General features: G+C 35.9%; 17 protein-coding genes. 6 read left to right on the forward strand and 11 right to left on the reverse strand.

All coding sequences use genetic code 11. From position 1 onward, the window contains the following. Nucleotides 1–25 precede the first annotated feature (25 nt). Together porZ and AC1W31_RS04315 are read right to left on the reverse strand one after the other, a co-directional pair. Complete coding sequence (gene porZ, locus AC1W31_RS04310) at nucleotides 26–1,972, reverse strand: type IX secretion system anionic LPS delivery protein PorZ (RefSeq protein ID WP_481733178.1); 1,947 nt, start codon at nucleotides 1,970–1,972, stop codon at nucleotides 26–28. Continuing rightward, nucleotides 1,957–2,535 (reverse strand): thymidine kinase, encoded by a 579-nt coding sequence (locus tag AC1W31_RS04315; protein ID WP_481733179.1) that lies wholly within the window; start codon nucleotides 2,533–2,535, stop codon nucleotides 1,957–1,959. The genes porZ and AC1W31_RS04315 overlap by 16 nt, the downstream gene beginning before the upstream one ends. Before the next feature lie 204 nt (nucleotides 2,536–2,739). Between AC1W31_RS04315 and AC1W31_RS04320 the strand changes: the two genes are divergently transcribed. Both AC1W31_RS04320 and AC1W31_RS04325 read left to right on the forward strand, forming a co-directional pair. Beyond that, nucleotides 2,740–3,207, forward strand: coding sequence for an Mpo1 family 2-hydroxy fatty acid dioxygenase (locus tag AC1W31_RS04320; RefSeq protein ID WP_481733180.1), 468 nt, complete (start codon nucleotides 2,740–2,742; stop codon nucleotides 3,205–3,207). A 212-nt stretch (nucleotides 3,208–3,419) separates the two neighbouring features. After that, complete coding sequence (locus AC1W31_RS04325) at nucleotides 3,420–4,322, forward strand: prohibitin family protein (protein ID WP_481733181.1); 903 nt, start codon at nucleotides 3,420–3,422, stop codon at nucleotides 4,320–4,322. A 71-nt stretch (nucleotides 4,323–4,393) separates the two neighbouring features. On the opposite strand, the gene AC1W31_RS04330 is transcribed toward AC1W31_RS04325, so the two are convergent. Together AC1W31_RS04330 and AC1W31_RS04335 are read right to left on the reverse strand one after the other, a co-directional pair. After that, nucleotides 4,394–5,296: an OmpA/MotB family protein gene (locus AC1W31_RS04330; protein ID WP_481733182.1), complete on the reverse strand. Its 903-nt coding sequence runs from the start codon at nucleotides 5,294–5,296 to the stop codon at nucleotides 4,394–4,396. Between the two features lie 254 nt (nucleotides 5,297–5,550). Then, nucleotides 5,551–6,459: an OmpA/MotB family protein gene (locus tag AC1W31_RS04335; protein WP_481733183.1), complete on the reverse strand. Its 909-nt coding sequence runs from the start codon at nucleotides 6,457–6,459 to the stop codon at nucleotides 5,551–5,553. 673 nt (nucleotides 6,460–7,132) lie between these two features. Between AC1W31_RS04335 and AC1W31_RS04340 the strand changes: the two genes are divergently transcribed. Together AC1W31_RS04340 and AC1W31_RS04345 are read left to right on the forward strand one after the other, a co-directional pair. Continuing rightward, complete coding sequence (locus tag AC1W31_RS04340) at nucleotides 7,133–7,912, forward strand: alpha/beta fold hydrolase (RefSeq protein WP_481733184.1); 780 nt, start codon at nucleotides 7,133–7,135, stop codon at nucleotides 7,910–7,912. Between the two features lie 88 nt (nucleotides 7,913–8,000). Further along, nucleotides 8,001–8,666, forward strand: coding sequence for a CBS domain-containing protein (locus AC1W31_RS04345; protein ID WP_481733185.1), 666 nt, complete (start codon nucleotides 8,001–8,003; stop codon nucleotides 8,664–8,666). Nucleotides 8,667–8,743: 77 nt separating this feature from the next. On the opposite strand, the gene AC1W31_RS04350 is transcribed toward AC1W31_RS04345, so the two are convergent. From AC1W31_RS04350 to AC1W31_RS04360, 3 genes are all read right to left on the reverse strand, one after another. Next, entirely contained in the window at nucleotides 8,744–10,888 is a 2,145-nt protein-coding gene (locus tag AC1W31_RS04350) for a S9 family peptidase (protein ID WP_481733186.1), read from the reverse strand. A 132-nt stretch (nucleotides 10,889–11,020) separates the two neighbouring features. Then, complete coding sequence (locus AC1W31_RS04355) at nucleotides 11,021–12,211, reverse strand: septal ring lytic transglycosylase RlpA family protein (protein ID WP_481733187.1); 1,191 nt, start codon at nucleotides 12,209–12,211, stop codon at nucleotides 11,021–11,023. 141 nt (nucleotides 12,212–12,352) lie between these two features. Next, the gene (locus AC1W31_RS04360; protein ID WP_481733188.1) at nucleotides 12,353–13,666 is read right to left on the reverse strand and encodes an alkaline phosphatase D family protein; all 1,314 of its coding nucleotides are present in this window, start codon (nucleotides 13,664–13,666) and stop codon (nucleotides 12,353–12,355) included. A 74-nt stretch (nucleotides 13,667–13,740) separates the two neighbouring features. Here AC1W31_RS04360 and lysA point away from each other — a divergent pair, with 74 nt between their 5' ends. Beyond that, nucleotides 13,741–14,985, forward strand: coding sequence for a diaminopimelate decarboxylase (lysA, locus tag AC1W31_RS04365; protein ID WP_481733189.1), 1,245 nt, complete (start codon nucleotides 13,741–13,743; stop codon nucleotides 14,983–14,985). 121 nt (nucleotides 14,986–15,106) lie between these two features. On the opposite strand, the gene AC1W31_RS04370 is transcribed toward lysA, so the two are convergent. Continuing rightward, nucleotides 15,107–15,994 (reverse strand): porin family protein, encoded by an 888-nt coding sequence (locus AC1W31_RS04370; RefSeq protein WP_481733190.1) that lies wholly within the window; start codon nucleotides 15,992–15,994, stop codon nucleotides 15,107–15,109. A gap of 344 nt (nucleotides 15,995–16,338) precedes the next feature. Here AC1W31_RS04370 and AC1W31_RS04375 point away from each other — a divergent pair, with 344 nt between their 5' ends. After that, a complete protein-coding gene (locus AC1W31_RS04375; protein ID WP_481733191.1) occupies nucleotides 16,339–16,785 on the forward strand; it encodes an Hsp20/alpha crystallin family protein in 447 nt (148 codons plus the stop codon). A gap of 73 nt (nucleotides 16,786–16,858) precedes the next feature. Here AC1W31_RS04375 and AC1W31_RS04380 read toward each other — a convergent pair whose 3' ends face one another. The 3 genes from AC1W31_RS04380 to AC1W31_RS04390 form a co-directional block, all read right to left on the reverse strand. Next, on the reverse strand, nucleotides 16,859–17,752 hold the full coding sequence (locus tag AC1W31_RS04380) for an NAD kinase (protein WP_481733192.1): 894 nt from the start codon (nucleotides 17,750–17,752) through the stop codon (nucleotides 16,859–16,861). 308 nt (nucleotides 17,753–18,060) lie between these two features. Continuing rightward, a complete protein-coding gene (locus tag AC1W31_RS04385) occupies nucleotides 18,061–18,603 on the reverse strand; it encodes a septal ring lytic transglycosylase RlpA family protein (protein ID WP_481733193.1) in 543 nt (180 codons plus the stop codon). Between the two features lie 455 nt (nucleotides 18,604–19,058). Further along, nucleotides 19,059–20,366, reverse strand: a complete 1,308-nt coding sequence (locus tag AC1W31_RS04390) for a DUF5690 family protein (protein ID WP_481733194.1) — start codon at nucleotides 20,364–20,366, stop codon at nucleotides 19,059–19,061. Nucleotides 20,367–20,589 lie beyond the last annotated feature (223 nt).

Below are 20,589 nucleotides of genomic sequence, written 5' to 3' on the forward strand. Positions count from 1 at the left end.
TTTATGAACATTGGGACAATACAATTTATTTCACAACTGCCAAACGACTTACTAATGTCTCCTCCCCTTTTTTGTTAGCACTAAAAATCAAATAAATCCCCGTTTCAACTCGTCCGCCCAATAAGGTTTTGCCATTCCAAACGGCAGTTCCTCCGTTGGCACGAGTTTCATAGACTAAATTTCCAGCAATATCCGTAATTTTCACAAAGGCATTTTCAACTAATCCTTCAATGCCAATTTGCCCTTCAAAATCAGTTCTGACGGGATTTGGAAAGACTTTTACCGCATTTTCATCTTGCTTCAAACTTCCTTCCGTAGCCGTGCCAAGATAGGAAACCATGCCCTTTGAGGTACGAATATACACATCACCTGTGTTGAGTTCAGCCGTGATGTAAGAAATTTCGTTCGTGGGCAAAGGGCTATTTTTTTCATTAAAATTGCTCACTAATTCTGCCCCATCTGAACTGAATAAAAAGATGCCGTTTTTTGTTCCCAACCATTTCCTGTTCCCTCCGTCAATGGCAATGGAGGTTACTGTTTCGTTACCCAAAAGTCTTCTGCGCTCAAATACGGGCGTGTAAGCATCAAAATTTTTACCGCTAAAAACCGCCGAAGGATTATCAAAAACAACAACGCCTTGATCTGTCCCAACCCACATTTGCCCATCTCGGTCCAAGGCCAAACTCTTCACGTTATTGCTCGGTAAATTTCCACCACCAACTACATTTGAAATATATTGTCGTTGATTTTTGGTACTAATTACTAAAATTCCACCAAAATTCCCCTGTCTAATCCAACGATTACCATCCAAATCTACAACAATTGAATCTCGGCGATTTTGATAAAGTGTATCCATACTAATGGGGCTGTAACTTTTAAAAGCTCCTTCTGTGTTGCCCAACAAACCATTTTTATAATCTGCTATCCAATACTTTCCTGCCACTTCGGATTTGAGTTGTTGAGGTTGTTGAATTTTATTGTCAGAAATATTATTAATGCCAAAATTCGTGCTATTCAAAATATTAACAGAATTGGATGCTTTGATAAAATATTCTTGATTGTTCACGAAGTAAATATCTTCAATCTTACCCGAAAATTTAGTAAAATTTCCATATTTACCGTTTTGGGAAGTAAAAATCTCCCCTAAATCAGAAGCCAAAACAATTCCATTTTGGAAACTACTAATCGCTAAACGCTTAGAAATCAATGTTTTCCAATTTCCAAAATACTGAAGATTAATGTTTGAGGCAAATTTGGCGGCTCGTATGCCTTGCGAGGTTGATAAATAAATACTGTCGGGCGTAAAAACCGTTTTATAAATATTAATTGACGAACCATTATCCCCTAAATTCTGATACGTTTCACGAATATCTTGCTGTTCAACATTCAACAAAACCAAGCCAAAATCATAAGCCAAATAAGCGATTTTATCCTTGAATTGAATATGATTTGTGGCTTTGCTGCCTTGAATTGAAGTCGATTCTTTTAACAAGGGGATGTTAATAATCTTGGTAGGTTCACCTTTTGCATTCACCGTCAATAAATCAATATTACCTGTTTGGTAAGCAATTACGAGGGTTTTTAGCGCAGAATTGTAATTAATTTTAGCAATCCCCGTTTCAGAAAATCCATCAATTTTAGAAAGTTTAACCGTTTGTTTTTCAGCCGTATCGTAGTAGAAAAAACCATTTTCGCTCACGCAATAAATATTCATCTCAACAATGGCCAAATCCTTCGTATTCAGATAATTGAAGTGAGTTTTCCAAGTGCCAATTTGTGCATTTGCAGTAGGCAGTAAAAGGTGAAAGATGAGAAGTATTTTCGTAAGTCGGGCGACTATTAGGCGTTTTGATTTGCTTATACAGGTATAAATCAGCCATGAAATGGGTAGCGTGGACGTTAAAAATCGTTGGTAAAACCTAATTCCCCAATTCCCTAATTCCTTAATCCCTGAAATTATAAATGAAAACACGTTCTGCATCTTGCTTCGTAACTGTCGGTTTCGCCCAACATTACTTGTTCTTGGGCGGGTATTTTTCGGTAAGAATAATTGGCAACATCACCACAAATTACACAAACTGCATGAACCTTTGTGATGTATTCAGCAATCGACATGAGTGCGGGCATGGGTCCAAAAGGCACTCCTTTAAAATCCATATCAAGTCCGGCCACAATCACTCTTTTCCCTGAATCTGCCAATTTATTTACAACCTCAACGATTTCATCATCAAAGAATTGTACTTCATCAATCCCCACCACGTCACACTCACCAGCGTGCAGAAGAATTTCTTTCGCTGTTTGAATGGGCGTTGAACGAATAGACATTGAATTATGCGAAATAATGTCCTCTTGATGATAGCGAGTATCAAAAGCAGGTTTAAAAATTTCCACTTTTTGTTTGGCAATTTTTGCACGATTTAGTCTGCGAATAAGTTCTTCAGTTTTTCCTGAAAACATAGAACCGCAAACTACTTCAATCCAGCCTGTACGTTTTTCGTTTTGTTGATGTTGATTATGGTAGGGTTCAATAAACACTTTTGAAAAAATTTAAAATAAAAATAGTCCACGAAGATACGAGATTTTGACGGAGTGGTAAAAGATTTTTTAGCTTTAAAATAATATTTCACGGATTAACAAATATCCACGAATAATACAAAAAAAACGACATATTTTTTGACTATTCAAAGATAAATTTGTAGATTTGGATTTAACGTTAACCAAAATATATCACTAAATATTATGAAAACTATCAATCAATGGCTTGCCGAGTACGGCGAAAGTCACCAAAATCCCATCAACAAAACTGTTCACTGGATTTGTGTACCACTCATTTTTTTCAGCGTAGTCGGTTTGCTTTTCAGTATCAAACTGCCTTTTTTTAGTATTGGCGATGTACAAGGGAATGTCGCATTAATCGTTTTAGCATTCACGTTAGTTTACTATTTTACCTTATCAAAATCTTTGACAGTTGGTTTGTTACTTTTCACTTCACTGTGCATTTATCTGGCTCATTTAATTGAACAATCGGATTTTGCACCACTTTGGCAAGTTTCAATAACTGTTTTTGTACTGGCTTGGATTGGACAATTCTGGGGTCATAAAGTAGAAGGAAAAAAACCTTCATTCCTAAAAGATATACAATTTTTAATGATTGGACCCGCTTGGTTAATGAGTTTCATTTACCAACGTTTGGGAATAGCGTTATGAGTTAAAATAGTGAAATTCTCAAAACTTAGTTCTTGAATATAACTCATAATTCATATCTGATAATTTATACCTTAAAACAGCCTTTCATAATATATCGAGATAAAACCGCATCAAGTAGTTAATATTTGATGCGGTTTTGTGTTTATCAAGTACCAGTACAAAATCAAGTAGACCAAAACATATTCTTTAATCACAATTTAAACATAAAAACAATGTTCTTAATTTTCTTAGGTATAGTAGCTTTAATAGTGGGTTTTGCCATCAATACTCCTTCATTAACGATTGCTCGTTTTTCACGTCCCGCCAAAGTATTGGGTGGGGTTTTGATTGTTATAGGTTTTCTTTCAGGTGGTATAAAGCAAATTGGTACGGGTGAAGTTGGTGTCCAATCTTTATTTGGTAATGTTGGACAAAGTACCTTAACGAGTGGACTAAATCTCGTGAATCCATTAGCCAATGTTGAAACTTTTGACATAAAAACCCAGAATTATACCATGTCTGCCCTTCATGATGAAGGCAATCAACAAGGTGACGATGCCATTCGGGTTTTAACGGCTGATGGGTTGGAAGTTGTTATTGATTTGACTGTTTTGTATCGAGTAATTCCTGCCGAGGCTCCAAGAATTTTAAAGGAAATCGGTATTGATTATCAGAACAAAATTGTTCGCCCAATCACTCGAACTAAAATTAGAGACAATGCCGTTTATTACGATGCCGTAGCACTTTACTCAAGTAAAAGAGATGCTTTTCAGAATGGAATTTTTAAATCAATTGAGAAGGATTTTCGTTCGAGAGGGCTTTTATTAGAGCAGTTATTGGTGAGAAATATCACGCTTCCTTCGTCTGTAAAAGCATCCATCGAATCAAAAATTAATGCTGAACAGGATGCCCAAAAGATGCAATTTGTGTTGCAAAAGGAAAAACAAGAAGCTGAACGTAAACGTGTAGAAGCCCAAGGAATTGCCGATTATCAGAAAATTCTTTCCACTGGGTTGAGTGATAGACAATTGCAATACGAATCTATTTTAGCACAAAAAGAGATTGCAAAATCGCCAAACACGAAGGTGATTATTATGGGAAAAGGAAATGCTCCAATTATTTTGGGAGATAAGTAGTTTAATTGATAATGGACAATGGACAATCATTCTGTGTCAATTATCCATTGTTCATTATCAATTATCCATTGTCACTTCACCTGTCCATTTACTAAAGCCTGAAAAAATTGATCTAATTTAGGCATCACGGTAATTTCGATTCTGCGATTTAGTTTTTTGTTTGGTTCGGTTCCTGTGTATTCTTTTGGTGAATATTCTGAGCGTCCACCCGCTAAAATTCTATCAGGTTGTACCCCAAAACGAGTTTGTAATAATCTGCTAATGGCAGTAGCACGTTTTGCACTCAAATCCCAATTGTCCTTAATCCCATCGGCAATTACGAGAGAATTATCCGTGTGACTTTCTACCAAAATTTCTAAGTCAGGATGTCCATTAAGGGCCTTTGCGATTTTTTCAAGGGTATTTTCTCCTTGTTGATTGACGTTGGCATTATTGGAAGAAAAAAATACTTTATCCGAAATTAAGATAAAAACCAAGCCTTTTCGAGCTTTTACACTAAATTCTTCATCCGAAATATCGTTATTTATCATCCTTTTTAACGTAACCATAAACGAAAGATTTAAAGAATCTTTTCGCTGAATAGCAGCCGTGATATTTTCAATGTATTGACTTTGTTCGTTAATCGTCTCCATTGATTTTCGCATACTGTCAGCTCCTGCCCTACTCATGAGGGTAAGGTTGGTCATTCTATCCAATAATTTTGAGTTTGTTTTTTTCAAAAAATCAATTTGTTCATCTAAACTTTTGATATGTTTAAAACGAATTTCTAATTCTTTGTTACGAGTCTTTGTAGCGGATTCATAGGCAGTAAGCTGTTTTTCTTTCTCTTTCAACTCGTTTTTCACTTTGGCAATATTATCTCTTGAAGTGATTTTGAAAGTTAGGTATTCATCTTGCATTTCCACAAATTTTTTCTTGCTTACGCACGAACTTATGAGCATGGTTGATAAGAAAAACACGAAAATTCTGTTCATAATTTTATAAATATTTGATGGGTTCCGTCAAGGGGGTATATCCTTAAACGATTATAGCAGTTAACTAATAACCTATCATCAAAAACCGTGCAATAATTAGCATTGAAATTAAAAGATCCATAAAAAACGAAAACAGGGAAGAGAGTTATGAGTGATGAGTTATGGATGAAAATATTTGACCTAATTTTGAGCTACGAATAAAGAGATATTTTTGAAAATTTATAACTCATCATTCATAACTCATCATTTAAATCTTATTTCTGACCGTTCGCTAACATCTGAAAGAATTGGTCGAGTTTGGGTAAAACAATAATTTCGGTTCTACGATTTACCCTCCGTCCAGCATCACTCGAATTCGGAACTTTCGGTACATATTCAGAACGACCGCCTGCCGTCATACGTTCGGGTGAAATACCAAACTTAGCTTGCAAAAGTCTCACAACGGAAGTAGCACGTTTTGCGGACAGATCCCAATTATCTACTAAACAATTGGTTGAAATTGGCACATTATCCGTATGTCCTTCCACCAAAATATCTAATTCTTTATGGTCGTTCACCACCCTCGAAACTTTCTCTAAAACAACCTCCGCTCGTGGATTAATCGTGGCACTACCCGATTGAAAAAGCATTTTATCAGAAATTGAAATATATACTACTCCTTTTTTCACCTCAACCGTTACGTCGTCATCGTTAATATCTGCCAATGAACGTTTTAGCGTCATTACTAAAGCCAAATTTAAGGAATCTTTTCGTTGAACGGATGAATTCAAATCTTTGATGTATCTACTTTGGTCGTTCAAGGTTTCCAACGATTTTTTGATACTTTCTGCCCCTGATTTACTCACAATCGAAAGATCTGACATTCTGTCCAAAAGATTGGTATTCGTCTTTTTCAAATAATCAATTTGGTCTTCCAACGCTTTATTTTGGACGACCCACTGTCTTGATTTTAAATCTAATTCATTGTTTTTCGACTTCAATTCCGATTCAAAATTTGATCTCGATTTATCACAATCACGCAATTCTGCTCTGACTTTATTCAAATTATTGTCGGAGCTTGCCTTAAAAGTTGAATATTCAGCTTGCGCATCCGCCAACCTCTTTTTACTCACACACGATGCCATCACGAAAAGTGAAACGGCTAATAACATTGTTTTTCTCATGATTATGTTGGTTGTTAATTTTTCCAAAAGAATGACTCAAAGAATTACCCTATTTGATTCGAGTCGCTAACGATTTAGAAGTTACGACTTTTCCTTAGTTTTTGATGAAATATTAGTATTGAATAGTTTAAAAATCGTACTACTGTTGAAGATAAAATCCAAAAGGGAAAAAATTAGTAATCGGTACTGATATTGAAAATTTAGAAATCAAAATTAGGCGTCTCTTTTGGGATAAACACTATTACGAATCAAATCTGCTAAAATCAAAAAAAATATCGCTAAAACTGTATAACGAAATAAAGGAATTTTGTACTATTCTAATATTTTTACTTCTTAAACATTATTAATAGAATCTTTTTGTTGAATTTTATGAATTTTTAATTTAAATTTAAAATATCTTCAAAATTTTTATTCAATTATCTGAAAATCAAATGTTTGTACATTTATTAAATCAATAAAAGTAGTAATTATAAAAAAAATAAAAAAAATGTAACACAAAAATAACATACTTTTAAGGGTTTATTTATTATTTTGTGGTAAATTTATCATGGAACTAAAATAGTATAAAACCGTTATCACAATATCAATAAATTTATTTTAACTTAGTGAGAGTTACATTTTAAATAACAAACCGTTTAAATTAAAATTCAAAAACTATTAAAATATTGAACTTATGAACTATCAAATCAAAGAAGGCAACGGCTACAAATATATTGACGAAGGCGAAGGAGAAATTCTTTTGTTACTACACGGACTTTTCGGTGCTTTGAGCAATTGGGCAAGTGTTATTGAAGGTTTTAAAGGGAAATACCGGGTAATTATTCCCATGATGCCTATTTATGATATGCCGATTTTAAAAGCAGGCTGTGATGGACTTTGTGAGTTTATTGAAGGCTTTGTAGATTGGAAAGATTTCGATGAATTAACGCTTTTAGGAAATTCATTGGGTGGCCATGTGTCATTGATTTATACCTTAAAAAATCCTCAAAAAGTTAAAAGACTGGTTCTTACGGGTAGTTCAGGGCTTTTTGAAGATGGCATGGGTGGTTCATATCCAAAACGTGGAAATTACGACTACATAAAAGAAAGGGTTGAATATACTTTTTATGACCCTGCCACCGCCACAAAAGAATTGGTTGATGAAGTATTTGACATTACAAATACGGCTTCAAAAGTTATCAGAATTATCTCGATTGCCAAGTCTGCACAGCGGAACAATATGTCGAAAGAAGTTGTTAACATCAAAACACCAACACTTTTGGTTTGGGGATTGAACGATACGATTACCCCTCCGCAAGTAGGACACGAATTTAATCGTTTAATTGAAAATTCTGAACTGTATTTCATTGATAAATGCTGCCACGCTCCAATGATGGAGCGTCCAGAAGTATTTAACGGAATACTGGAAACTTGGCTCGAAAAAACGCCAATTCATGTGGAGGAGTTAGTTTGATATATTTGGAAAATACATATAATTCAGTAATTTAGTGTAACGATTTGAGAACGCTTAAAATCCTTACAACTTTTCATAAAAGAATAATATGCTCGCAAAAGACTTTATTAATCCGATGTTACCTGTCTTGAAATCCACCGATACCGTTGGAAAAGCAATAGACTTGATGGAGGAGTATCGAATTGGACAACTACCAATTGTGAATGAATTGGAATATAGAGGTTTGATTAATCAAGATATTCTAATGGATGCTGATGAAGGTTTGCCTCTTTTGGCACTCCAACCAGAGTTTGGAGAAGTGGTAGTGTCTGAAAATCAGCACGTTTTGGAAATTTTAGCCCTCACACAAAAGCATGATTTACAGGCGGTTGTGGTTTTGGATGAAGAACAAAAATTTGCGGGAACCATTAGTGTAAATGAATTATTAAACCAGTTTTCTAAGAATTTAGGTACGCAGGAATTAGGCGCAGTTTTAGAAATTGCCGTTGAAAATAGAAGTTATTCATTGGCTGAAATTAGCCGATTAATTGAGTCAAATAACACTAAAATTATTAGCTCATATTATACAAGTGGCTCATTTTCAGAAGATACTAAAGATATTTTAACCTTGAAATTAAATCGTCAAGATATTACATCAGTCGTGGCCACGTTGGCAAGATATGAATATGATATTGTGGGTGCTTATAATTTTGATGCTATTGAAACACCAGACCGTGAACGGTATGATTTGTTAATGAAATATTTAGAAATGTAATTTCAGTTATGAGTTATGAAAAATGCCAGTTTGGAATTATTAGTTCCAAATTGGCATTTTTCATAACTCATAACTGCCTACTGCTTATTAATATATCGCTCAAAAAACTCATAAATTCTTAACATTCTATCAATTTTTTGACGAACATTTCCTGTACGTGAAAGCTCATGCGTTGCTCCCGGCATACGAACATATTCGACTTCTTTCCCCATAATTTTCATGGATTTATACATCATTTCAGATTGAATTATGCCCGTACGTAAATCATTTTCTCCGTGTTTTATCAACAATGGTGTTCTGATTTTATCCACGTAAGTATAGGGTGATTCACGGTCTAAAATATCCTTCGTTTTTTCTTGCCAAGGATATCCGCCAAAATAATTGGGTGTCAATCGCCAAGCATTTCCTTCTCCCATAAAAGTGGTTAAATCATAAACGCCACGCTGTGCAAAAGCGGCTTTGAAACGATTATCGTGCGAGACAATCCAAGCCGTTAAATAACCTGCATAAGAGCCTCCTGTGATAACTTGACGAGAAGTATCAGCCCAAGATTCTTTGGCAGCGGCACTGGCAGCAGCAAGTACATCTTCGGTAGGGCCGTTTCCCCAGTCTTGATAATTAGCAGATTGGAAATCTTTTCCATAACCGCCCGAACCTCTTGGATTTGCATAGACAACTCCGTAACCTTGTGCGCAAAAATATTGTAATTCGTGCCACATCGAAGCCTCTCCCGGTCCCCACATCGCCGTTGGCCCTCCGTGCATATTTAATAATAATGGATAAGTTTTGCCCGCTTCAAAATTCGCTGGCTTCATAATCCAATATTCAATTATCTGCCCTTTTGAATTCGTGTAAGTTCTCTTTTCTGGAAAACTTACCGTTTTATTTTTCAGAAAGTTCTCATTATGATTACTCAATTTTACAGAACTTTTCATCATTAAATCAGCTGTGTACAATTCAGAAGGATTTTTAACTTCCGTTTTGCTAAAAACGATGCGGTCTTTACTAATATCAAAACTTAAAATCCCCGAATCAAAATCGGATAACTTATCCACTTTCTTTGTTTGAACATCAAGACGATACATCGGAACTCCACCATTTGAATTTGCGGCAAAATAGACAAACTTCGAGTCATCAGACCATTCAAAATTATTGGTCGAACGGTCGAAAGTTATCGGAGTCTTATTACTACCATCGGCATTAGCAATCACGATTTGATTGTAGCCTAACCACTCAATTTTTGAGGTGGTAAAAACCATCATTTTACCATCTGGAGAAAGCGTAGGATTGTTGTAAGAAATCCCCTTTTCTCCTACCAATTGACGTAATTCTGTGCCGTCTGCATTCATTCTCACAATGGCTGAATTTTGCTCACGGTCAGGATGTTGCGTTGAATCAAGCCCACAAACTGCATAAATTCTTTTACTATCTGCCGACCACGTAGGATTATTGTATGACCAAAAGTTTTTGGTCATTTGTACAGGTTTAGCGCCTTCTTTTGCCTCAATCACGAACAAAAGATTAAACCTCATTTCGGGTTCTGTACTCGACTCTCCTTGAAAATTTAAACGACTGAAAACCTTAGCTTTTTTATCTTCAATGTCCTTGTCTAAATAAGCTCTAATTTCTTCTAAATTTCCATCTGGATTTGCTTTGATTTTCTTATTGCCTTTCAAAAAATCATTCGTTTTGAATCCAGCTTTTTCAAAAGACCATGAAGGTAATTTTTTTGAAATATTTAACAAACTGTCTTTCAATAACTCAGAAAAAGCAACATTTACTGTAAATAAAATCTTCGTACCATCGGGCGACCATTGCGGATTGTTTGCTCCGTATTTTAGGTCAGTGAGTTGAAACGCTTCTCCCCCATCCAAAGGCATAATGAAGATTTGGGATTGTTTTTTTACACTTCTCGCAAAAGCAATTTGCTTACTGTCTGCACTCCAAGAGGCTGCACTGACACTTTCTGTACCCCTTGTAACTTGCTTGATACTCTGAAAATCAGTTATCCAGAGGTGCGTACGATAATCGAAATCTAACTTGTCTGATTCATTGGGTTCGTTGGTTTTCAGGGCATAAATAGCTCTTTTCCCATCGGGAGCAATAGAAACACTATTGACTTGTTGAATCTTGGTCATATCCGTAACCAAGATTTTCTCTTTACCCATTTGGGAATATGTGAGATTTGAAATTAATGAAAATAAAAGGATTAGTTTTTTCATGTGTGATGGAGTGATTTTTAGTTTGATAATTCTACCATGAAGCACATTAGCGATTTCCATGTTTAACAAATCTACAAAAAAAGGCTGTTCCTCGTGAAGAAACAGCCTTTTTTAAAATCCATTTATGGCAATTTATTTCGGTCTTTCAAAACTCGTTGTGTCAAGTTTCATTTTCCCGTCGGTATCTTTATATATTTTGATATAAGAATGTTGTCTAAAACCGTCTTTATAAATTTCTTTTGGCTTAGTCATTTCCATATTTGGAGGATTTGCAGCAGCAGTTATTGGTTTAGAAGAACTTGTTAAAGCAGTATTGATAACTCTTGGCTTATCATCCGATTTTTCAGTTTGATTTGCCGTATTTTTTGCCAACTGAACGGGTGCTTTTTGGGTAGTATCCATTCTTATTCTGCCTTCGCTATCCGTGTATATTCTCACGTACTGATACTGACGAAAACCTCCAACATAATTATCTGCTTGCACAGTTTCTTCCACCGTTTTTTTGACTACTGGTGTTTCAGTAATTTTTGCTTCAGTAACTTGTTGTTGAGGCTGAGATTTAGAAATCTGAGGACGAGATTCGTAGGTCTTAAAGTGGTTAGTTTGGGGAGCAACGGAGTACGCTTCTTGAGCGGTTGGCGGTGTAACTATGGAAGAATCAAGGCGGTATCGTCCATCTCCATCTTTAATAACTCTAATATATTTATGCTGTCGAAAACCCATTTTATCACCTTCGGCTTGCTGTCTTCTCAGGCTGTCCGCCACCACAAATGCTTCGGTAACGGGCTTCAATTGAAGGCTTTTAGGCGTTGGGTTTTTAGATAAATAATTAGTGTCTAAGGTTATTTTTTCGATACTTTTACTACTTACTACAACGGGTTCATACTGATTAAATTCTCGGTTGAATTCCCCCTTCACCCCGGCGTAAAAACTGGCAATGGAATATTCAGATTTATCCATCGAGAGGATTCTCATTTCTACTTCTGCCTCTCCCGAACCTAATAGTTCTAAATCTTTGGCAGCCGCAAATGATAAATCAAGCATCCTGTTATAAGCAAAAGGACCCCGATCATTTATTTTAACTACGGCTGTTCGATTGTTTGTGGTATTGATAACCTCTACGATGGTATTAAAAGGTAAATTTCGATGAGCTGCCGTGTACTCTGCACGGTCATAGATTTCTCCGCTTGAAGTGGAACGACCATGAAATTTATCTGCGTAATAAGAAGCTCTCCCATAATATTTTTCCCCAACCTGAGCCTGTAAATTTACAGCGACAATAAAAGATAAAGTAATAAATAGTACTGGTTTTGCTAATATCATGCAGTCTGTTCGTTTTAGTGGGCAAGGAATGCGTTTTTATTAATTCGGTAAATATACATAAAAAAAAGGAGATGAGCCATAATTCTAATAACGCACTTGTCGAATCTCCTTTTTGGGATGAATAATGATTTGATTTTACATTTACTTCAACTCACTCGCTTTAATATCTCTTGTCCATTTTTGTTCTCCTTTTGAATCAAAAATACTGATTTTCAAGACTCTATCTTTCAAGGTTCCTGTTACTTCGCAGATGGCAAAGTTTCTTTCTGTAAATAATGTTCCTTCTACAACGGGCGAATTTTCTTCAACTTTTATGGGTTTGGTAGGACCAGCCGTGAAGGGCGAAACCGTGAGGTCGTATAAAGGATAATTTTCTCCCGAACGATCTAATTTTTGAAGTACTGTGTGATGACGGTCGCCCGTTACAAACATCACGCCTTTGATTTTTGCATCTGTAATCCGCTTCAACAATTCATCCCGTTCAGTTTCATAATTTGCCATTGTTTCAAAAACTTTCGCTGGATTAACGATTTGTCCACCCGATACGATTATCTTAAAAGTAGCCGTACTACTCGTTAGGGCATCAATTAACCAATTCAATTGTTTCTTTCCGAAGAAATCACGGTTGGGATTATGGTCATCATCGGGCGCTCTAAACCAACGGTCATCCATCATAAAAAACTGAACATCACCCCATTGGAAAGTGCCTGTACAACCTTCGTCTTTGAAAATAAAATTTGGATTTGCCCAAAACAACTTAAACATTTCGAGTGCCATATCCTTATTGCCAAAAGAACGGTCGGAGTCATTATTGGCAAAATCATGGTCATCCCAAATGGCGTAATGGTGCGTACTTCCTAACAATGCTTGCATTTCTGGCACATTGCGTGAGTGGGTATTACGGTGAATCATTCCCGTGCGAGTACCCCAATCTGCTTCACGATAATAGAGATTATCACCTCCCCAAACCATAAAATCGGGCTTTTTATCGTAAATAGACTTGAAAATTTCATTATGAGCGCCGTAGCCATTTCCAGGTCGGTCAGTTTCAGATTCATTTACATAATTACAACTTCCCAAAGCGAATTTAAAGTTGGGTGGGTCTTTTCTGTATTGCCAAAGCTCTTGCGTTTGAAAAGCCAACGGATAATTTCGGGCAACAACTTTATTATTCAACAATACTTCGTAAGTATATTTCTTCCCCATCGTTACCTGGTCGCAAACAATTTTTGCGGTGAAGCCATCCTTTTTTGTGGTCAGAACTTCTTCCGTGGTCATCTTTTTAGTGGAAGCTCCTTGTTCCCAATACACAAATTTCACTTTGGCGGGTTTTTCGGTTTGTACCCATAGCATGACCTCTTTCATTTCGGAATAACCAACCATGGGGCCATTTTTGATTTGGGCGTTGGTGAATGTCGCTTGCACGATTAAGAGGAGGATTAATAGTTTTTTCATTTGGAAATATTCAGTTTATTGACACAGTTTAATTGTTGGATTGGGCGTATCTTTGCAAAAAAATCAAGAAATAAATGTCATATTACCACATTCAATCCATTCCACTGACCGATTTAGCTGAGCAATTTGGTACGCCTTTGTACGTCTATGACGCTAACAAAATTATCGAAAAAATCTCCATTCTCCGTGATTCTTTCAAGAATGTTAATCTAAAGATAAAATATGCTTGCAAGGCCAACACCAATCTGGCGGTTTTGAAATTAATGCGTAAACACGGAGTGGAAATTGATGTTGTCTCGCCCGAAGAATTACGCTTGGCGATGATGGCTGGTTTTGAAGGTTCACAAATCACTTTTACGCCCAGCGGTGTTTCGTTTGATGAAATCGAATTGGCGGCAGAATTAGGAACTCGTATCAATTTGGATAATTTAGACGTACTCGAAAAATTCGGGCAACGTTATGGCAATACAAAAGGAGCTTTGATTCGTTTGAAACCGCACGTTTTTGGCGGGGGCAACGAAAAAATTATGACGGCTCATCCAGAATCTAAGTTCGGAATTTCGATTCATCAAAAAGAAGAAATTTTGTCCATTGTTGAGAAATATGATATGAAAATTATCGGCTTGCATCAACACACGGGTTCGGATGTAAAAAATGCGGATGCATTTACCAAAGCGGCTTCAGCAATTTTAGAGATGGCTTTTAGTTTCAAAGACTTAGAAATCATTGACTTAGGTGGAGGATTTAAAGTTTCATACCAAGAAGGAGACGTAGTTACGGATATGGCAAAAGTAGGCGAAACATTAACCAATGCTTTCCTTAATTTCTCTAAAAAATATGGTCGTGAATTGCAATTATGGTTTGAACCTGGCAAGTTTTTAGTCAGTGAAGCAGGTACATTTTTGACGACTGCAAACGTGGTAAAAACTGATCCAATCAAGACATTTGTGGGCGTAAATTCAGGCTTAAATCATTTGGGCAGACCCATGATGTACGGGGCATATCACGATATTTTTAATGCCTCAAATCAAGATGAAACTGCGCAAGATGAATACCGAGTTGTGGGATATATTTGCGAAACGGATACTTTTTCGTGGACTCCCGAAGGTACACAAGGCGAACGCTTGATGAATAAAGTAACGGCTGGGGATATTATTGCGATGAAAAATGCGGGAGCTTACTGTTTTTCGATGGCATCTCAATATAATTCGAGGTTATTGCCTGCGGAGGTTTTGGTAATTGATGGCGAAGCAAAATTAATTCGCAAGCGAGATACTTTTGAGGATATTGTAAGGAATTTAGTAGATGTAGAAGTGTAATACTTTGTCATTGCGAATGCAACGAAGCAATCCTTTTGAATGATGAAATAGTCTTTGAATATTCTTTCATCATTCCATAAGATTGCTTCACTACATTAGCAATGACAGCATTCAAGTATTTTTAGAACAAATATCCAATGCCCACAGTAGCAACAATCGTTTTATTATTAGATTCTTTCAAATCATAAAATGAGCGAGCTTCAATTAAAAAGCTATTATTCAATTTTACCCCCAAACCTACCACTGCTCCATAATTAAACTTATCGGTTCCAGATAAATCAACTGTTTTGGATGTTTTGACTCCGCCAATTGATTGTTCTGTATTTGCACTAAGCGCATATTGGGCGTATCCTCCCAAATTACCCATGAATTTTGTTGAACCGTGCCCTAAATTTAAATTTAAGGTAACTGGTGCTAAAATACTATTTCCAGTAACTTTCAAATAATCAGGGGTTCCAGTATCCGATATTTTAACTGATTGCATTGAAAAAAGTACCTCTGGTTGAATCGAAACCTTTTCACTAAAAGGAATATTAACAATTATACCTGCATTAACACCAGGCGAAAATGCCAAAGAAACCCCTTCTTCAAAAGTCACAACCTGAGAAGCCTCCACTCTAATGCCAAATTTTACTCGTCCCGAATAACTACCACTCGGCTGTCTGGGTATTCGCACTTTTTCCGGTGTTGGCTCAGAAGTCTTTTTTTCCTTCGATGGTCCAGAAGACTGTATGGTCGTTGTAGTAGCCGGAGTTGTTGTCTGGGTTGGCGTTGTTGTGGTTGTCGTATTAGTAGTCGTCGATTTATTTTGTTCCACAGTAGAAGGCGTTACAACTGGTGTTGTAGTAGTGGTTGTTATCGTCGCTTTTTTAGTCGTCGTTGTCGTCTTTGGAACCGTTGATTTAACGGTAGTTGTCGGCTTCTTGGTTATAGGCTTTTTAGTTTGAGCCATCGCAACGGTGGCACTCACGCAAAAAAATAGCAGGGTTACAATAAATTGATTTTTCATGATTTTACATGGATTTTATGTACTGAATTAATGTGTGCAAGGTATAAAGGTTAAATCAGAAGATGTGAACCATTTAATAAGTCAAACCGACCGTTAAATAAGTATTTTATTGAATTTAAAGATTAATAATGACAGATATAGATAGAACAAAAAAGTATTAATCGGAAATTATGTCACTTTTTTAATTGATTTTTCAGAAAAAAGAAGACATAATGGCATTAAAAATAGGGTGGAACAGCATTTGAAGAATAAGAAATTTCGATTGAAAGAAAATTTGAAATAATCTAATCTTAAGACCTTTCAATCAAAAACTTAACAATTAACATTCAAAACGATATAAAATCATGAAAGTTTACAGCGTAAATCAACCAACAAACCAATTTTACAATTCAGAATTTAACAAATTTTTTAACCATTTAGACACCATGTTTCCAGCAAAATCCTTCAATAACGTAGCCTACAATAACATCCCAGCAGTGAATGTTAAAGAAGACGAAAACGCATTTCAAATAGAAGTTGCCGCTCCAGGCTTGAAAAAAGAAGATTTTAAATTGAGTCTTCACGAAAATCGCTTGACAATTTCCGCCAAACAAGAAGCAAAAACGGAAGAGAAAACGGAGAAATTTAGCCGTCAAGAGTTTAATTATACTTCATTCCAACGTACTTTCACTTTACCTAAAAATGTGGATGGAGATAAAATTGATGCTACATACACAGACGGTATCTTGCACGTGGGTCTTCCTAAAAAAGAAGAATTGAAACCAGCAATTAAAGAAATTGCAGTAGCGTAATAAAAGGAGAAAAGGAAAAATGGAGACAGGAGAAAATATTAATTCTCCTATCTCCATTTTTCCTTTTCTCCTTTCAATTTCTTACATCAAATCCCCAATTTAATTTACTTCTGAGGGTATTGAGAAAGTTGGTATCGGATAATTTGATAATATTTGCCTTAAATTTCTCCCTCTCCATCCTGATTTTGATGTTACTGTCCACCACTTTGGAGCGAGCATCTAATGAAATCAAACAATTATTACTTCTACTTTCTACTTCAAAATATAATACAGAGTCCGTTGAAATGACCAAAGGGCGAACATTCAAATTATGGGGACTCATTGGAGAAATTACAAAAATATCTGAGGTCGGAATCACCAATGGGCCACCAACACTTAAATTATAACCCGTTGAACCTGTGGCAGTTGCAATAATTAATCCATCTGCCCAATACGTATTCAGAAATTCTCCGTTCAGAAATGCCCGAACCATAATCATTGAAGAGGTATCGGTTTTCATAATTCCTAATTCATTCAAGCCAAAATTTATACCGTTAAATATATCAACTACCTCCCCGTTTAAGGTAGTATTGATGCTCACTAAGGTACGTTTATCAAGTACATAATTTCCAGCAAAAACTTCTTTCAAACTTTCCTGAATTTTATCGGGAGAAACCGTTGCTAAAAATCCTAATCGACCTATGTTGACACCTAAAATGGGGATTTCACGGTCACCAACGTGAGTAACAGCGTCTAAAAGTGTGCCGTCACCGCCTAAACTTAACACAAAATCGGCTTCAAAGAGGTCTTGTTTATTGGTATAAGCTGATGTGGTGGCTGAATGCGTTATACCCGCTTCTGAAAGAACTGCCCAATAGGATTCAGAAATTTGGAGTTCAACATTTTCGTGTACAAACAAATCGAACATTGCTTGTACAAAAGGTTTTGTTTCCTCCTTAAATATGCGCCCGTGAATGGCTATCTTCATAATTTTTGAATATAGGACTGATTTGATTACACTTCAAAATTAAGCAAAAGAGAATACTAAGGGTGTAAATCATAGTATATTTATTTCGCTTAATGAGAAAATAAATTACCATTACAGGTAGAAATCCAAGAAATTAAGCGGGTAAGTATAAAATTGGGGATAGTTTTTTTACGGTTGATATTTTCCGTAAAGACACAGACAATATTAGGAAATTCATTATCTAAAAAATAGGAGCGGCAAATATATAAAATCCGATGTTGTTGTCCGTGTCTTCGCAAACAATAACATCGAATTTTAAAAAACTACATCTAATTAGGCCTTACATCCGAATATTCGACTCTCGAATTCCCATCGGGTTGTTTCGTAACAACCATATATTGATGCTTTTTCTCTAAAAATTCGGGCTTGAAATTAGGAAATATTGAGGCTACGACCGTTGATTCTTTCAACGATTCGTCATCATTTAGGTTTAAATCAGAAGGTTTTCCTAATGAAATGACTTTGATTGTTACATTTGCCGTTCCAGAACTTAATAATCCCAAATCCTTGGCCGCCGAATATGACAAATCAATCAAGCGGGTTCTTATGTGTGGCCCTCGGTCATTGACTTTCACGATAGTTTTTAAGCCGTTCTTACGATTTGTAATTTCCAACTGAGTGCCAAAGGGATAGGTACGATGTGCGGCGGTGTGTTTAGTAGCTCGGTAGCGTTGTCCGCTTGAGGTACGTCTCCCTTCAAACTTTTTAGCATAAAACGAAGCAGTGCCAGCACTGGCTTTGTCGTCGTTTGAAGGGTTAATTAAATTTACAAGAGCAAGAGTTACTGTAACATATACACTTTTAAAAATCATAATGGAAAAGCAACTCTAACTATCTAATAAACTGTTTTTCAGCATATTAGACATTAAAAAATGTTTTATTGCTTGTTAGTTAAGAATTAATTGACTCTTAAAATCTGTCTTTCAAATAGACAAAACAAAGGATGAAAATCAATTTTACTATAAAAATGAGAATACAAATTTAATAAAAAAATCCTAAAAAGCCTAAAATGGGACTTCCGCCCAATAATTTATGTAAAATTACTACCCCAGAACATTGCCTAAATATCAATTTATAATCCCAAAAAATATCTTTTTTTAACGCTTTTCATGAAGTAATAGCTGACGGAAATTGTTACAAAGGAACATCCTTGAAACACGTTAAGTTTAAAATCAAGAAATTAGGAGTAAATTTTAACCGATTGAAAACATCGTATTGCGTAATAATAAGTAACTCCCTTTTTATGAGGCATTTGAAAGAATAACTTTCAAATGCCTTTTTGTTTTCGATTATAAATGCTCAAATTCCACATTGAAAGGGCTACTAATATTACGTAAATAACAGATATTATGTAAGATAGCATGATAAAAAAGTCAAGATAATTGATGCTTTTTTGGAAGAAATTTTTGTAAAATAACACTAAAATACTACCAATATAAGCGTAATAATCAGCAAAAGTTATCAAGAATCCCACCGTTCCAGATTTCTTAAAAGTGGCAATCATGCGTTCAAAATAAAGGCTGTTGCACATCGCATACGCCATATATACACCCAAACCCAACGTAGTAAGCCATACCACAGGTGATAAGATTTTTTGTTGAAAAAGTAGTGTACTTAAGCCAATTAGAACACCTCCTGCTAACATCAATAATTGGATAATTATGAAAGCTTTATAATTATTTTGTACCCAACGCATCGCCGCCATCATCAATAATACGGTGATAGCAATGGGCGTTTCGGTTTGCGTAAAAATCGCAGAATTATTACCGTAACCCAACAATTTCCAAATCTCTGGCGTGAAATTATCCCTAAATTCTCTGAAGGTGGTAAGCAAAACGTAAGAGACCACAAAAATGGTCATACTCAGCGCAAATTCTTTAATAAAAGCCTTTCTGTCAGCCCTTTGCATCGGTTTCCGCTCGGTACGATTTTCTTTATCTTCTTCGGTTGGTGGTGGAATTTGACCCATCAACCAAACACAAATCCCGAAGGGAACAATCATAATTGCGCAGGCAATGAAGGGCATCCAAAACTGACTTACGCCCAGACTCGTCATCACCCATTTGCCGATACTTTTGGCAAATCCCGAACCCATAATAAACGAAGCCGTTAATACTGCAACCAATAAATCTGTCGTTTTTCTTCCTTCCAAAAATCCTAAAATAGTTCCATAAACCATGCCTAATGGAAGGCTTGCCATGAATATAAAAAGCAAGTTATAAGGAGCAGGTGTAAGGGCAAAAAATAAATAACAAATCCACGATAAACCAATCATTATCAATAAGTTACGAGAACGATTTTGGGGCAACATTTCTGAAACATATTTGATTCCTAAACCCTTAGAAACGGCAAAACCCAATACTTGTGCTGTAATAATTAAGATTTTGAAATTCACGCCAAAAAATGCCAAATCCTCGTAGGTTGCCGCTGTATAAGCACGCCTAAAGGGATAGAAACACATATACGTAAAAAAGGCCGTGATAGAAGCAAAAAGCGTAAGATTAACCGAACTTCTATGAATGATTTCGTTGAGTTTTTTGGGCATGATAAATTGATGAAGTAAATGTTTTCTCAAAGATAGTTTTTTGGGCGAGAATTACGGTAAAATACGTTGGTTTAACTGCAAGATAGGAGAAGTAGAAATAGGTAAAAATGATGAGGGGGAATAGTTTTTTATACCTAATCATTGGGTTTTGGTAGGCAGTATTACTGCTCGCAGAAATGCATATTCAGTTATGTTACATCTGTCCTTTTGAAATTAATAGGTAATCAAGAATTTTAAATCACTATTAATTCTT

The organism is Arcicella sp. (assembly GCF_964672035.1).